At 68.5% G+C, this 13,728-nt stretch carries 14 protein-coding genes; 7 read left to right on the plus strand and 7 right to left on the minus strand.

The annotated features are described in order from the left end of the window. Positions 1–255 precede the first annotated feature (255 nt). The 6 genes from NQK81_RS26835 to dprE1 all read right to left on the minus strand — a co-directional run bounded on the left by NQK81_RS26835 (position 256) and on the right by dprE1 (position 5,698). A complete protein-coding gene (locus NQK81_RS26835; RefSeq protein ID WP_257483706.1) occupies positions 256–849 on the minus strand; it encodes a hypothetical protein in 594 nt (197 codons plus the stop codon). Next, a complete protein-coding gene (locus NQK81_RS26840) occupies positions 849–1,535 on the minus strand; it encodes a hypothetical protein (protein WP_257483707.1) in 687 nt (228 codons plus the stop codon). The genes NQK81_RS26835 and NQK81_RS26840 overlap by 1 nt, the downstream gene beginning before the upstream one ends. Next, a complete protein-coding gene (locus NQK81_RS26845) occupies positions 1,532–3,022 on the minus strand; it encodes a WXG100 family type VII secretion target (RefSeq protein ID WP_257483708.1) in 1,491 nt (496 codons plus the stop codon). The genes NQK81_RS26840 and NQK81_RS26845 overlap by 4 nt, the downstream gene beginning before the upstream one ends. Further along, positions 3,019–3,504 (minus strand): YbaB/EbfC family nucleoid-associated protein, encoded by a 486-nt coding sequence (locus tag NQK81_RS26850; protein ID WP_257483709.1) that lies wholly within the window; start codon positions 3,502–3,504, stop codon positions 3,019–3,021. The genes NQK81_RS26845 and NQK81_RS26850 overlap by 4 nt, the downstream gene beginning before the upstream one ends. Before the next feature lie 71 nt (positions 3,505–3,575). After that, complete coding sequence (dprE2, locus tag NQK81_RS26855) at positions 3,576–4,331, minus strand: decaprenylphospho-beta-D-erythro-pentofuranosid-2-ulose 2-reductase (RefSeq protein ID WP_126732430.1); 756 nt, start codon at positions 4,329–4,331, stop codon at positions 3,576–3,578. Beyond that, positions 4,328–5,698: a decaprenylphosphoryl-beta-D-ribose oxidase gene (gene dprE1, locus NQK81_RS26860; protein WP_306855992.1), complete on the minus strand. Its 1,371-nt coding sequence runs from the start codon at positions 5,696–5,698 to the stop codon at positions 4,328–4,330. The genes dprE2 and dprE1 overlap by 4 nt, the downstream gene beginning before the upstream one ends. Before the next feature lie 101 nt (positions 5,699–5,799). On the opposite strand from dprE1, the gene NQK81_RS26865 reads away from it, so the two are divergent. The 3 genes from NQK81_RS26865 to NQK81_RS26875 all read left to right on the plus strand — a co-directional run bounded on the left by NQK81_RS26865 (position 5,800) and on the right by NQK81_RS26875 (position 9,486). Beyond that, entirely contained in the window at positions 5,800–6,282 is a 483-nt protein-coding gene (locus NQK81_RS26865) for a GtrA family protein (RefSeq protein ID WP_192747497.1), read from the plus strand. 6 nt (positions 6,283–6,288) lie between these two features. Next, complete coding sequence (locus tag NQK81_RS26870) at positions 6,289–8,214, plus strand: glycosyltransferase (RefSeq protein WP_257483710.1); 1,926 nt, start codon at positions 6,289–6,291, stop codon at positions 8,212–8,214. A 252-nt stretch (positions 8,215–8,466) separates the two neighbouring features. Further along, positions 8,467–9,486: an acyl-CoA dehydrogenase family protein gene (locus tag NQK81_RS26875; RefSeq protein WP_257483711.1), complete on the plus strand. Its 1,020-nt coding sequence runs from the start codon at positions 8,467–8,469 to the stop codon at positions 9,484–9,486. An 89-nt stretch (positions 9,487–9,575) separates the two neighbouring features. Here the strand turns inward: NQK81_RS26875 and NQK81_RS26880 are convergent, their stop codons facing one another. Continuing rightward, a complete protein-coding gene (locus NQK81_RS26880) occupies positions 9,576–9,818 on the minus strand; it encodes a hypothetical protein (protein WP_126732425.1) in 243 nt (80 codons plus the stop codon). A gap of 114 nt (positions 9,819–9,932) precedes the next feature. Between NQK81_RS26880 and NQK81_RS26885 the strand changes: the two genes are divergently transcribed. The 4 genes from NQK81_RS26885 to NQK81_RS26900 all read left to right on the plus strand — a co-directional run bounded on the left by NQK81_RS26885 (position 9,933) and on the right by NQK81_RS26900 (position 13,350). Further along, positions 9,933–10,697, plus strand: coding sequence for an ESX secretion-associated protein EspG (locus NQK81_RS26885; protein ID WP_257483712.1), 765 nt, complete (start codon positions 9,933–9,935; stop codon positions 10,695–10,697). A gap of 145 nt (positions 10,698–10,842) precedes the next feature. Then, positions 10,843–11,319, plus strand: coding sequence for a hypothetical protein (locus tag NQK81_RS26890; RefSeq protein ID WP_257483713.1), 477 nt, complete (start codon positions 10,843–10,845; stop codon positions 11,317–11,319). A 6-nt stretch (positions 11,320–11,325) separates the two neighbouring features. Then, on the plus strand, positions 11,326–11,874 hold the full coding sequence (locus tag NQK81_RS26895; protein WP_257483714.1) for a DUF3558 family protein: 549 nt from the start codon (positions 11,326–11,328) through the stop codon (positions 11,872–11,874). Between the two features lie 12 nt (positions 11,875–11,886). Then, positions 11,887–13,350, plus strand: coding sequence for a hypothetical protein (locus NQK81_RS26900; RefSeq protein WP_257483715.1), 1,464 nt, complete (start codon positions 11,887–11,889; stop codon positions 13,348–13,350). Positions 13,351–13,728: the final 378 nt, after the last annotated feature.

Raw genomic sequence — 13,728 nt, forward strand, 5'->3', positions numbered from 1 at the left:
AAAGAGGGTTAGAACGACCATTGCCACTCACGACCCCACGCAAAGCGCCTGAATCGGACACGAATGACCGAATTGGCGTCCTTTGTGGACAGTCGTGGTACGTCAGGTGCCGCGAGTGAGCCATCGGCTGGGAAACACGCCCAGGTTTGACTTAACCCTCTTCAGCACTCACGCCCCCAGGGCCTGGACGGTCCCGCCGGTGCGCGGATGGCGGTCTCGCGTGATTGGACGGACGACTCGCGTGGCCGCGGCCCTTCAGCGGCGCGAGTGGGCGCGGTCGGCCTTCGTGACGGCCAGCATGTCCCGCTGGCAGACCATGGACCCGTCGGCGAAGACGAACTGAAGCACCGGCCGCGGCGGGAAACTCCGCCCCAGGTAGAGCGCGGACACCGAACGCACCACTCCCGACGGCATCTCCTCGAAGGTACGGAAGGGCTGCGCGGGATCCTCGCCCTCCAGCATCCGCGCCGGGTACACGACGGCCAGCCGCCGGTCGGACAGTGTCAGCCGCGCCTCGCCCTTGCCGCCCGCGAGGTGGTCCGCGAGCCGTGCGGCGACCTGATCCGCGGTCCGCGCGACGGCCCAGTAGGCGATCGTCGGGTCGTCGGTCCAGTCGCCTTCGAGGACGTCGGAGGCGGGCAGCGGCCACCGCGTTTTCCCCGTCACCGCAGGGGTTTCCCGTGACGGCTCGTACGGCAGCGAGAGCTTGCCGTCCAGGAGCAGGCCGGTGTACCCGTGCGCGGGCGGGCAGCCGATGACCAGCCGCTCGCCGGGTGCGAGCCAGAACTGGTGCAGTTCCCGTTCGACGATCTCGTCGACGGACTTCGCCATCGGAAGCGTGTTCTCCATCAGCTCACCGTCACCGAGTGCAGCCAGGCGAACTGCCGGGGATCGTCGCAGTCGAAGAGGAAATCCATTCCCGATCCGTCCACAAAGGACGCGCGAAGACACGGGCGCCGCTTCTTGCCGTGTTCGGCGACCGCGAAACCGGCGATCGCCTCGCGCGGGATCTCGGCGCACGGCACCATCTCGTGCCGCGCGATCGGGACGCCCTCGGCGTTCTCGCCGTAGGTCTTCGTGGTCATGATCGAGGCGATGTCCTTGCCGAACCCGATCGCCTTCGACATGAACGACTTCTTCACGGGCTCTTCCGGGGCGACGAACTTCTCCAGTACCAGCAGCCGCGTGCCGGTCAGCGCCCAAAGCCGCGAAAGCGAGCCGCTGGTGGGCAGCTCCCGCACCGCCGCGTGCGCGAGGCCGCCCTGTTCGCCGAGCACGACCACCTGCGGCGACGGCGGATTCGACCGGCCGCTGTCGTCACCCCCGCCCAGCGCCGCGCCGACCACGTCGCCCGCGAAGTTCGCCGCGCCGGAGCCGAGCTTGCCGAGCACGCTCTTCTTCGGCACGCCCCACGGGTCGAGGCCGCGCACGTCGTAGTTCAGCGTCCGGCCGTACGCGGCCCACAGCAACCGTTCGCCCGGGTGCAGCGAAGGCAGGGCCTGCGACGCGGCCCCGAGCGGGTAGCCGAGATTCATTCTTCGATCGTGAACCCTCTGTCGGTCGCCGCGCGGCGCTCTTCCTCGGACGACGAGTCCTGCGACTCGTGGTAGCCCGCCTTGACGCCCTGCTCGACGCCCAGTTCGGCCAGATTACCGGCACTGCCGCGGAAAGCGGCCTTGCCGACGCTGGTCGTGCCGGTCATGCCCATCGCGCGCAGCCCGGCCTCGGTGAGGTTCGTGGTGAGCGCGTCCGAGCCCTCGCCGCCGACGCCGTACCGGTCGGCGAACCGGTTGGCCGTCTTGGAGGCACCGGTCGCAGGGTTGGCCTTCGTGACGATCTTGGCGATGGGGTTCTTGTCGATCTGGTCGGCGATCCGCTTCTGCACCCAGTTGCCGTCGCGCAGCCCTTCGGTGCGCTCGACGACCTTCTTCAGCGGGCCGTTGCGGAGCGCCTTCAGGATGTCTTCGAGCTTGTCGATCAACGGCTTGAGCTTGCCGAGCAGCTGCTTGACCTTCATCCCGAGCCGCCCGCCGGTCACCGCGACCTGGCCCGCCGTGGCCGCGCCCGCCGCGCCGACCGAGGCGCCCGCCGTGATCCACGAGGCGGCCAGCGCGGCCAGCCACTCGATGATCAGGCCCATCACCAGTTCCTGGATGATGTCGACGACGATCTCGACGAAGGCGTCGAACAGGTCGGCCGCGATCTCCAGGATCTGCTGCAGCCCCCGGACGTCGTTCGCGAACGCCTTGGCGCCACCCGAGAACTCGGTCATCTGGCCGCGGAACGCGTCGCCCGCCTGGCCTTTCCAAGCTTCCGTGGTGCCTTCGGCGCGCTTCTGCTCGTGCTCGGCGACGCCGTCGAGCCACTTCGCCGTCTGCTCCCAGCCCTTGGCGGTGCTGCGCATCTGCTCGGGGTCACCGATCGCGGGCTCCAGCACCAGCTCGACCAGCGGGCTGATCACGATCCCGATCAGGAAGCCCAGCCCGTTGTCCACAAAGGACTGCCCGGGGCTGGTCACGAGCTGGAGCTGTTCCATCCGCGCGTGCACGGCCGCGATCGCGACGTCGGGCGGGCTGCTAGCCCTGGCGACCTCCGAGGACGTGCTGATCCACGAGCTGCCGTAGCCGCCGTTCTGCTCCCAGAACCCTTTTCGGCCGGAGTCGCCGGCGCTGTTGAGGTCGCTCAGGCTGCCGGGGCCGCTGCCGCCGTCATCCAGACCGGCACCGAGGCCGGTGATGACCTCGGCGGTGCCCTGGTTGTGCTCGAGGTAGGTCTTCGCCGCGGTGGTGGTCTTGTCGGCGATCTGGTCCATGAAGGACTTCGCCTGCTCGGCGAGGCCCTGGCATTCCTGCAGCCCCTCGAAGTACTTGAAGGCCATCAGCTCGCCGAGCGGGCCGAAGCAGTCGTCCGAAACCCGGGCCTGCTCCAGCAGGCTCGCGAGGCTGCCGAAGTTCCCCGAGGCCTCTTTGGACCCCGTCGCGTGCGCGGTGAGCGCTTCCGTCTGTACGCCGAAGCCGGTCAAAACGAGTCCCTCCGCAGGATCGGGCCGCCGAAGTCGTCATCGTCCGCGGGAGCGGGGCGCGCCGGGCGCTGGGTGCGGACGGGCTGCTGCGCGGCCGGTCCGGCGAGGGATTCCGCGGGCGGGGGAGCGCTCGGCCCGAGCGGCTCGACGTGGGCGTTGAACGCCTCTTTGAACTGGTCCGCGCGGTCGCCGAGGATCGGCTGGACGGTCTGCTGCATCGCGGCCGCGGCCTGCTGGGTCGCTTCTCTGACCGCGGTGAGGATCTCCTGCTGCAGCGCGGTGTGCGTGCGGTTCATCGCCTTGGGGGACAGCTGGAGTCCCAGCAGGGCGCCGGACGGGGCGACGGTCACCGTCACCGAGCCGTCGGCGTTGCGCGCGGATCCGCGCAGCCCGGCGATCTTGTCCTTCAGTTCCGCTGCTTTGGCGGCCTGCTCCTGAAACGACCGGATGGCCGCGTCGAGCCTGGCTTCCTGGTCAGCCATCGATTCCTCTCAACCCGGGGACGGAGGGAGTCCGTGCCCGGGTGAGACGAATGGCGTAACGCGCTCGTTCCCTAGATCGGCAGTTTCCGGAAGATCGGTCGGGGGATGTGCCGCAGGGCCGACATGACCAGGCGGAACGGCGCGGGCGACCACACCAGTTCCTTGCCGGCGCGCGAGGCGGCGACCGCGGTCTCGGCGACCTGCTCGGCGTCCACCGTCAGCGGGGCGTCCTTGAGACCTTCGGTCATCTTGGTCCGGACCTGGCCCGAGCGGACGACGGTGATCCGCACGCCGAATTCGGCCAGCGCCTCGCCGAGGCCCAGGTAGAAGCCGTCGAAACCGGCCTTGGAGGAGCCGTAGACGAAGTTCGACCGGCGGACCCGCTCACCGGCGACCGACGACAGCGCGATGACCTTGCCGTGGCCCTGCTTCTTGAGCTTGTTCGACAGCGCGACCCCGACGGACACCGCGGCCGAGTAGTTCACGGTCGCCGCCTCGACGGCCTTCGCGTGGTCCTGCCACAGCTCTTCCTGGTCGCCGAGCAGGCCGAACGCCACGACGGTGACGTCGATGTCGCCACCCTCGAACGCCTTGTCCAGCACGGCGGGGTGCGACTCCATGTCCTTCGCGTCGAAGTCCACAGTGGACACTTCGGCGCCCTTGTCCTTCAGGCGTTGCGCGGCGGCGTCGAGCCGGGGCGACTGCCGTCCGGCCAGCACGACCCGAAGCGGCTTCTCGGACAGGTACTTCTCCGCGATCGCGAGCGCGATGTCGGAGGTGCCGCCGAGCAGCAGCAGGGACTGGGGGTTGCCCACAGCGTCGATCACAGTTCCAACCTTCGGGACATGTCAGAGGCGAAAACGCCTTCGGGGTCAACGGAGGCGCGGACCTTGCGCCATTCTTCGAGCCGCGGGTACATCTTCGCGAAGTTCTCCGCGGAGGTGCGCGAGTCCTTCGCCGTGTACAGACGGCCGCCGAGCGCGAGGACGTCCTCGTCGAGTTCCTGGCAGAACCGGCTCAGCCCGTCCTTGATCGGGAAGTCGAGACAGACCATCCAGCCGGGGTGCGGGAACGACAGCGGCGCCGCGTTGCCCTCGCCCATCTGCTTGAACACGTTGAGGAACGACACGTGGCCGGAGTCGGCGACCTTCTGGATGATCCGGCGCAGCGGCTCGTGCGCGTTCAGCGGCGTGCTGAACTGGTACTGCAGAAAGCCCTTGGTGCCGTACGCGCGGTTCCACTCGCCGAACAGGTCAAGCGGGTGATAGAACGCCGTCAGGCTCTGGATCTGGTCGCGCGCGTTCTTCGCGGTCTTGCGGTAGTACAGCTCGCCGATCGCAGTGAACGACAGCTTGTTCGCCAGCCCGTTCGGGAACACGTCCGGCAGGGTGGCCAGCGTGCCCGGGTTGAACTTGAGCGGGTCGGCCCGCAGCTTGGGCGGCAGTTCGTCCAGCTTCGCGAGCGAGCCGCGCTGGAAGGCGGCGCGGCCCAGCTTGGCGCCCCTGGAGATCGAGTCGAACCAGCCGGACGAGTACGTGTAGTTCGCCTCGGAGCCGTCGGTGACCAGCGCCAGCGTCTCGTCGAGGTTCGCCGTGCGCTGGATGTCGGCCTTGAAGTACGCCGTCTCGGTCTTCGTCATCCGGATCTTGGCGCGGACGATGATGCCCGTCAGGCCGATGCCGGCCACGGTCGCCCAGAACAGCTCCGCGTCGGGGCCCTCCGGCGTGAGCGTGCGCACCTGGCCGTCGGCGGTGATCAGGTCCATCGACACCACGTGGTTGCCGAAGCTGCCCGCCGAGTGGTGGTTCTTGCCGTGGATGTCGTTGGCGATCGCGCCGCCGATGGTGACCTGGCGCGTACCCGGCAGCACCGGCACCCAAAGGCCGTACGGGAGGCCCTCGCGCATCAGCTTGTCGAGGCTGACGCCCGCGTCGAGGTCGACGATGCCGGAATCCGGGTCGATCGAGTGGATGCGGTCGAGCGCGGTCATGTCGACGACCAGGCCGCCCGCGTTCTGCGCCGGGTCGCCGTACGAGCGGCCGAGACCACGCGCGATGACCCCGCGTTCCCCGGCCCGCGTCACCGCGCGGGCGATGGCTTCCACGTCGGGGGTGCTCAGGACGTCCGCGATACTCGGCGACGTCCTTGCCCAGCCCATGAGCGACTGCCGCTGTGTCTTGGGTGCTTGGGTCACGCCGACCAGGGTAACCACGCCGAACAATGCCCGGAACGTGACCCTGAAGTGCTCGCTTCTACACTTTGCGCACCAGCCCCAGCAGTTTATGAGGTAGAGCAGTGGTGGCGACCGACCCGAAAGCCGGCGTGACGGCAGCAGCGCCGTCCTCTCCTGGGCTGCTCGGGCAGCTCATCCGCTTCGGCCTCATCGGCGGCTTCTGCGCCCTGGTCGATTTCGGTGTCTACCAGGGGCTTCGCGCCCTCGGAATGGACGCGACGCCGTGGGTGGACATCGCCCGCGCGCTCAGCTTCATCGTGGGCACCACGACCGCCTTCTTCCTGAACCGCAAGTTCACCTTCGCCGGTGGACGCCAGGAGGGCGCGCGTCAGATCGGTAGCTTCGTGCTCCTGTACGCCGTGACGTTCCTCGTCGCCGTCGGCGTCAACCGCACGATGCTGCACGTCCTGCCGGAGTCGGCCTGGAAGGCCACCTTCGGCTGGGTCGTTTCGCAGGCAACCGCGACCATGATCAATTTCGTCATGCTCAAGTGGGTCGTCTTCCGTGAGCCCCGCGCCATCGCCACCAGCAAAGAGGAGAACTGAGGATTCATGCCCGGTAAAGCCGCCGTCACCGGAGAGGCCCCGAGCGCCATGGTGAGCACTGTCGACGACACCCGCTTCGCGGAACGCACCCCGCAGGGCCGTCTCACCGCGCAGCGCGGGCTCTATGCCGGCCCGGCCCCCATCGTCAGCAAAGACCTCTACGCCGAGCTCCAGTGGGGTAGTGCCGTGCGCGAGCGTGCGGGCATCACCATCGAGCCGGCGTCGAAGGTGTCCGGCAACACCTATTTCGGCCGTTTCCCCGCCAGCTACTGGCAGCGCTGGACCGACGTGACAGAGGTCCAGGTCGAGGCCGTCGTCTCCGGTGACGGCCAGCTGTCCGTCGGCGCCTCCGACATCGAGGGCGACGCCCGCGTGGTCGCCGCCGAGATCGTCACGGGCGCGAAGCAGCAGAAGGTGACGCTCACCGCGAAGCTCGACAAGTTCTACGACGGCGGCGCGCTCTGGCTCGACCTCGAGACCGAGGGCGGCCAGTCGCTGAGCGTCGAGAAGGTCCGCTGGACGGTCGAAGCGCCGGAGAAGATCCGCCCGACCGCGGTGACCATCTGCACGATGAACCGCGCCGACGACTGCCTGTCGAACCTGCAGGCGCTCGCCGCCGACGTCTCCTCGCTGGAGACGCTCGACGCGATCTACGTCGCCGACCAGGGCACCGACCTCGTCGAGTCGCGTGACGGCTTCGAGCAGGTCGCGAAGGACCTCGGCGACAAGCTGCACTACATCAAGCAGCCGAACCTCGGTGGCGCCGGCGGGTTCACCCGCGGCCTCTACGAGGTCGCCGGGCACACCGAGACCGAGCACGCGAACGTCCTGTTCATGGACGACGACGTGCTGCTGGAGCCGGATCTGGTGATCCGGATGACCGCGTTCTCCAACCGCACGGTCAACCCGGTCATCGTCGGCGGGCAGATGCTGAACCTGCTGCACCCGAACCAGCTGCACGTCGGCGCCGAATACGCCCGGCTGAACACGCTGGAACCCGGCCAGCCGGTGCAGCACTCGCTCTCGACCGCCGACCTGCTCGGCGTCGACGAGGAGACCCTCAAGCCGAACCGCCAGGAACGCCGCCTCGACGCCGGGTACAACGGCTGGTGGTCGTGCCTGATCCCGTACGAGGTCGTCAAGGCCACGGGCTACCCGCTGCCGTTCTTCTTCCAGTGGGACGACGCGGAGTACAGCTACCGCGCCCGCGCGCACGGCTTCCCCACCGTCACCCTTCCGGGCGCCGGCGTCTGGCACGCCGACTTCCACTGGAAGGACTGGGACGAGTGGCACCGCTACTTCAACCTGCGGAACTCGATCATCACCGCCGCGCTGCACTCGCCGTTCAACCTGAACCTGCTCTCGCGCGTGCTTCTCGCGCAGCTGGTGCGGTACCTGCTCGGCATGCAGTACGGCCTGTCCGCCACGCTGATCAAGGCCGTCGAGGACTTCCTCGAGGGGCCGGAGGTCCTGCGTGACGGCGGCGTCGCCGCGATGAAGGAGATCCGCCGGATCCGCGACGAGTACCCCGAGACCAAACGGCACAAGGCCACCGACGTCCCGGGAATCGCGTCGAACGACATCGGCATCATCAACAGCGCGCCGCGGCCCAGCATGCAGCGCCTGGTGCTGATCAAGCGGATCCTCGACCGGGTGCTCGGCCGCAGCCGCCACTCGCTCGGCGCGATCCCGATCGACGAGGCCCACTGGTGGCACGTCGCGACCTTCGACACCGCCGTCGTCACCGACGCTTCGCAGGAAGGCGTGCGGGTCCGCTCGTACGACCGCGCGAAGATGTTCGACCTGGCGCGCCGGGGCGCGAAGGTGATCCAGCGGCTCCGGAAGGAAGGCGCGGCGGTGCAGGAGCAGTACAAGCGCGCCATGCCCGAGCTGACCTCGCGGGACAACTGGAAGCGCCTCTACAAGCTGTAGGCACTGCCTGACGTGGCTGAAAGGGCCCTTCGCCGCATGCGACGCGGTGAAGGGCCCTTTCGTCTCGGTCGAAGCTGGTCACCTGCCGCCGGCGGGTTGCGAAAGCCACTTTCGCAACCTTCAACGTTGCGAAAGTGGCTTTCGCAACCCCTCGCCCGCAGTCCCAAAAGGGGAGCAAGGGACCTTTAGTACCGCTAGCTTTCCTAGCGGTGCTAGACCCACGTCGACCCAAGTAAGGGTAGCCTTACCCGCATGACGGATCTGGTCGCCCGAGCCCACGCCCTCGCCGATGATCTCCTCTTCCCCGCAGCCACCGAAGTCGACCTCAAGGGCGAAATCCCTTCAAGTCACTTCGACGCTCTCGCCGCCGAAGGCCTCTACGGCCTGGCGGCGCCCACAGAAGTCGGCGGTCCGGGCGCCGGCCTCCCGGAGATCGTCCAGATCCTCGAGGCGCTGGCCGGCGGCTGCCTCACCACGACGTTCACCTGGCTCCAGCACCACGGCCTGGTCGCGGCCCTGACCGCCGCCGGCAACGCTGGCGCCGAACTGCGCGACCGCTACCTCCCGTCGCTGATCAGCGGCGAGCTCAAGGCCGGCGCCGCGTTCGCCGCGGTGATCCCGACCCCGCCCAGGCTGCGCGCGGAACGCGTCGACGGCGGCTATCTTCTCGACGGCGAAGCCCCCTTCGTCAGCGGCTGGGGCGTCATCGACGTGCTCCAGCTCTGCGCCCGCGACGGCGACACCATCGTCGGCGCGATCATCGATCCGGTCGCGGGGGAACAGCTGGAGGTCCAGCCGCTCGACCTCGTCGCGGCGCAGGGCACGTCCACCGTGCACCTCGGCTTCACCCGCTACTTCCTCCCCGACGAACGCGTCTACGGGAAGACTCCGCACGCGGACTTCGTCGCGGGCAACACCTTCGCCTCCCGTCTCAACGGCTGCGCGCCCCTCGGCCTGGCCGCACGCGCCGCGCGGCTCATCGAGGACCTCGGGAAGGCCGACGTCGCCGCCGGGATCCGGGCCGAGATCGACGCCGTTCGCGGCAGGCTCGACGCGGCGCTCGCCGACCCGCCGACGCTGCCCGCGGCCAGGGCGGCGGGCGCGGAGCTCGCCTTCCGGGCCGCGGGCGCGCTGGTCGCGGCCAACGGCAGCACGTCGGTACTCGTCGGACGACACCCCCAGCGGCTCGTCCGGGAAGCCACCTTCCTGCTGGTCGCCGCCAGCCGCCCGGAGATCAAGACGGGGCTGCTGGAGCTCTTCTCCCGGGCCTAGGGCGCGTTCATAAGCCAAGTTCGCGGTCTTCGCACCGTCAGGAACCACCTGGATCACGAAGCCCATCGAACAGGCTTATGAAACACGCCCTAGTGAAGGCCGAACACCCTCGTCTTGCGGTTCAGGTCGTCGATGTAGGCGGCGGCGACGTGGGAGAAGTTGATCGCCACCTCGGAGTCGTCCCGCGTCCGGACCGTCTGCACCGCGCCGGTGCGGACGAAATGCGAGAGATCCTTGGTCAGCCGTTCGGTTTCTTCCGCCGTGAGCGCGAAGAGCAGCGGCTCGCCGCCGGCGGCGAGATGGAGCACGAGCGCGGGTTTCTGGTCTGCCATTAATCCATGGCACCAGTCTTGATCACGGCCGGGCAAGCGGGTTCGCTGCGGGCGTATCGGGTGTGTGGACTACGTTCATCCCGACGGACAAGACACCCGCGGGGGGAAATGGCGATGCCGCATTCGTTCTCGTTGTCGCTGGCGGCGGTGGACATCCTGCTCGAACACGGCCGGTTCGGTCCGGCGCCGGTCCCGTTCGAGGTCCCGCACATCGGCACGACGACCGATCAGCGCGCGATGGTGCGCGAGGCCGTCTTCCGTGACCTCGAAGGCCGCGGCATGATGCGCGGCGGCAGGCTCGACGCCGACGTCGAACTCGCGCTCGCCACGTTCGCCAACCCGCAGCTCGCGGTCTGGACGGTCGCGCAGCTGGACAACGACAAGCAGCTGTTCGCGCGGGCGGCGACGAACGGGCAGTTCGCGGTCCTCGCGCGCCAGGACGAGAACCTGCTCGTGTTCGAGGAGACCAGGCCGACCGCGATCGTCGCGTCGATCGTCGACCTCCTGCCGCTCACCCCGTCGGGCCCCGGCCAGTCGGTCACCATCGCGAAGCCGGCGAGCGCGCCCAAGCGCCCACGGAACGACGACGCGTACGACCCCTTCGCCCAGGTCAGCGGGCCCAGGTCCCACGGGTCGAACCCGCAGCAGAGGCAGGTCGAGCGGATCTTCGAGAAGCCGATGAAGCGCGTGGGTCAGTTCAGCGTGTTCATCCGCGGCGGCCAGGCCTTTCCGCCGCTGGCGTGGTTCGACACCGAGGCGGGCCGGTTCATGATGACTTCGCGCCAGGCGTCCGACGGGCAAAGCTGGCTGACCTACGCGCCCGCCGACAACGCGAGGATCGCCCAGCAGCTGTATGCCCAGCTCGAAGGCCAGTTCTGAACCTACGGGAACCGGCGTGACGCCCGTTTCGTCACAGTTCCGGTGAGATCTCCGGTGATCCGGGAATCACCGTTGCGCTGAGTGCCCGGCTAGTAGACTTCCGGGCGGAACGCACGGGCGAGCAGACGATGCAGTGGGGCGGGCGATGGCTTTCGAAGCGGACGGCGGACAGGCGGCACCGGACTTCTCGATCGGCTCCGCCATGGGGGCGGCTGCCAAGTACGTGGAGGCGGGCGGCCTGAACCAGGCCGCGATCGCCAAGGTGAGCGCCGAGACCCAGAAGCTGGTCTCGGCCGCCAAGAGCGGTGGTTTCAAGATCACCGCCGAAGGTGTCAAGCCGCTGCGTGAAGCGCTCGCGAACATGTCGGAAGAGCTCAAGGCGCTGAAGACCAAGACCATGGCGCTGAACGAGGCCCCGCAGCTCGGCGGTCACCCGTACGGCAAGGCGGTCGCCGCCCACGACCACAAGGGCGCGGCCCAGTCCGCGAACTCCGCGAACGCGATCATCGGGCAGTTCGAGCAGGTGGTCAAGGACGCCGACGAGGCGCTGGCCAGGGCCGCCGGACTGTACAAGGACGTCGAAGACCGCGCGATCGACGCCACCAAGAAGATTCAGGCCTGAGGGACGATGAAGAAACTCTGCGTGCTGCCGCTCGCCGCGGCCGCCCTGGTACTGGCCGCGTGCTCCAGCGAAAAGCCGGGCAGCGCCAGTCCCGCGCCGTCGGCTCCTCCGGCGCAGTCGAGCGCTTCCAGCGCCGCGCCCACTTCCGGCGGTGACACCGCTTCGATCGACCCGTGTTCGCTTGTCAGCGCGGCGGACCTGGCGTCCTACGGGACCTTCAAGCCGCCGACGAACGAGAGCGCGGGCGGGGCCCGGCTCTGCACGCTGAACAAGGAGGCCGCGGCGGTCTCGGAGACCCTCTCGATCGGTGTCGGCGTCCGTGACGCACAGGGCCTCGACTCGGTGAGCGACTCCGGCAACGGCAAGACCACCGGCAACGTCAACGGACGCAAGGCGGTCCTCGCGCCCAGGCCTCCGGGCGGGTGCCTGATGGCGCTCGAACTCGGCCCGTCCGCGCGGGTCGATCTCCTCGTCGCGGCCGACGACGCCCAGAAGGCGTGCGGGATCGCCGAGAAGGTCGCCGACATCGTCGAACCGAAGCTTCCGAAGGGCTAAGGGGGAACCAGGATGACCACCAAGACACCGAACCTGACCGAGCAGCAGGTCTCCGACCTTTCGCCGGCGGCTCGCGACGCGTACTTCCAGCAGAAGGCGCAGGAGGGCGTCGACCCCAGTGACGGCTGGCTGTTCGGCGCGGTCAACCGGTTCATCGCCTCCGGGAAGGCCAATCAGCAGTCGCAGGAGGTCGGCGACAAGAACGTCGACCAGCTGACCAGGAACGGCGACGTCCAGTACGTCGAGGGCCTGGAGCCGTCGAACGCGGACTACCAGGGCTACGACCACGAGCGGCTCGAACAGTTCGTCAACACGGACCTGAACGTCGAGCAGGTCACCCAGGTCTCCACGGCGTACCACGACCTGTCCAAGGCCTTCGAAACCTTCTCGAAGACCATGGACCAGGCGGTCACCTCGTCGCAGGGCACCTGGGAAGGCGACGCGGCGGGCAACGCACAGGGCTACTTCAAGAGCCTCAGCAAATGGTCCGAGACCAACTCCCAGAACGCGAAGCTCGCCTCCGAGACGATCTACGACCAGGGCACCGCGGCCTCCACCGTGAAGAACACGATGCCCAAACCGATCCCCTTCAGCTGGAAGGAAGAGGTCGGGGGGTGGATGACGTCGAACCCGTTCAACCTCGGCGAGAACATCGACAAGTCCATCCAGAAGCAGAAGGACAGCCAGGAGGCGCACACCGAGGCGGCCTCCGCCATGCACAGCTATGACAAGGCGCTGTACGACGCCGCGTCGAAGCAGCCGGCCTTCGCCGAGCCGCCGAAGTTCGGTGTGGGAGGCGGCGGCGATGACACCGGTAGGCCCGGTATCTACCAGATTCCGCCCGGCTCGAACACGCCTGGCTCCAACAACCCCGGCAACACCTACATCCCGCCCGGCAGCAGGGGTACCGGCGGCGGTGGAGGAGGCGGAGGTGGCGGCGGCTACGGCTCGCCCAACCTCCCGGGCCCCGGCAGCAGCACGGGCTCCGGCAGCCTCCCGTCGGGGACGACGCCGTCCGGCTTCCAGAACACGCCGGCGCCGATCACCGGTCCCGGCCCCAACAACAACACCTCGATGCCGATCAGCCCCATGCCGATGGCGCCGCCCATGATGGGCGGCGGCCTCGGCGACGCGGAGCACAACAGCCGCACCGCCCGCGGTGGCGGCGGAAGCGGGTTCGGTCCCGGTGGCGGAGCCGGGGGCTCCACGCCCGGCTCGGGCTCCGCGTCCGGCGCGGCCCGCCCCGGTGGTATCGGTGCCGCCGAAGCGGCGGCAGGCCGCGGTATGGGCGGTCTCGGCGGTGGCGCCGCCGGTCGCGGCGGGCCGGGTATGGGCGGCGGCATGGGCGGCCGCGGTCAGCACGCGGATGGGGACGAGGACACCGAGCACCAGCGTCCGACGTACCTCGTCGAGGGCGACCCGGACGAGGTCTTCGGGACCGACATGCGCACCGCTCCGCCGGTCATCGGCGAGTAGTTCTTCACACGAGTGGCCCCCTTGCTCATGAGCAAGGGGGCCACTCGTGTTTCGGGAAAAAGTGACTGGTTCGAGGCTTTCCTTGGCGGTAATAAACGTCGAGGCCCGTCTTGTTCCGTAAAAGAATCGTCTGAATGGTCGACGTCGGCCTTTTCCGAGTGTGATCTCAGCCGGAATAGGTAACGTTCACGGGCATTACTTTCCGTGAGCTTCGCGGTGATAAGAAAGTTGTCTGGACAACTATTGTTCCGATGATCGGCGGCCGCTAGGTTAATCGAGGTTTTGCCTTGGGCGGCGACGGATGTCCGCCTGTGAGCAGGGGGGATCGCTGATGGCCGCCGGCCGAATTCAGGGTAGACGCATGCCTTTTTCCGGATC

This window comes from Amycolatopsis roodepoortensis (assembly GCF_024628825.1).
Lineage (GTDB): Bacteria > Actinomycetota > Actinomycetes > Mycobacteriales > Pseudonocardiaceae > Amycolatopsis > Amycolatopsis roodepoortensis.

Excerpts from the sequence above, each read along its gene's own strand:
- NQK81_RS26875 (WP_257483711.1), top strand. The coding sequence starts at position 8,467 with ATGACGGATCTGGTCGCCCGAGCCCACGCCCTCGCCGATGATCTCCTC.
- NQK81_RS26840 (WP_257483707.1), bottom strand. The coding sequence starts at position 1,535 with ATGAATCTCGGCTACCCGCTCGGGGCCGCGTCGCAGGCCCTGCCTTCG.
- NQK81_RS26870 (WP_257483710.1), top strand. The coding sequence starts at position 6,289 with ATGCCCGGTAAAGCCGCCGTCACCGGAGAGGCCCCGAGCGCCATGGTG.
- NQK81_RS26895 (WP_257483714.1), top strand. The coding sequence starts at position 11,326 with ATGAAGAAACTCTGCGTGCTGCCGCTCGCCGCGGCCGCCCTGGTACTG.
- NQK81_RS26835 (WP_257483706.1), bottom strand. The coding sequence starts at position 849 with ATGGAGAACACGCTTCCGATGGCGAAGTCCGTCGACGAGATCGTCGAA.
- NQK81_RS26890 (WP_257483713.1), top strand. The coding sequence starts at position 10,843 with ATGGCTTTCGAAGCGGACGGCGGACAGGCGGCACCGGACTTCTCGATC.
- NQK81_RS26885 (WP_257483712.1), top strand. The coding sequence starts at position 9,933 with ATGCCGCATTCGTTCTCGTTGTCGCTGGCGGCGGTGGACATCCTGCTC.
- NQK81_RS26900 (WP_257483715.1), top strand. The coding sequence starts at position 11,887 with ATGACCACCAAGACACCGAACCTGACCGAGCAGCAGGTCTCCGACCTT.
- NQK81_RS26850 (WP_257483709.1), bottom strand. The coding sequence starts at position 3,504 with ATGGCTGACCAGGAAGCCAGGCTCGACGCGGCCATCCGGTCGTTTCAG.
- NQK81_RS26880 (WP_126732425.1), bottom strand. The coding sequence starts at position 9,818 with ATGGCAGACCAGAAACCCGCGCTCGTGCTCCATCTCGCCGCCGGCGGC.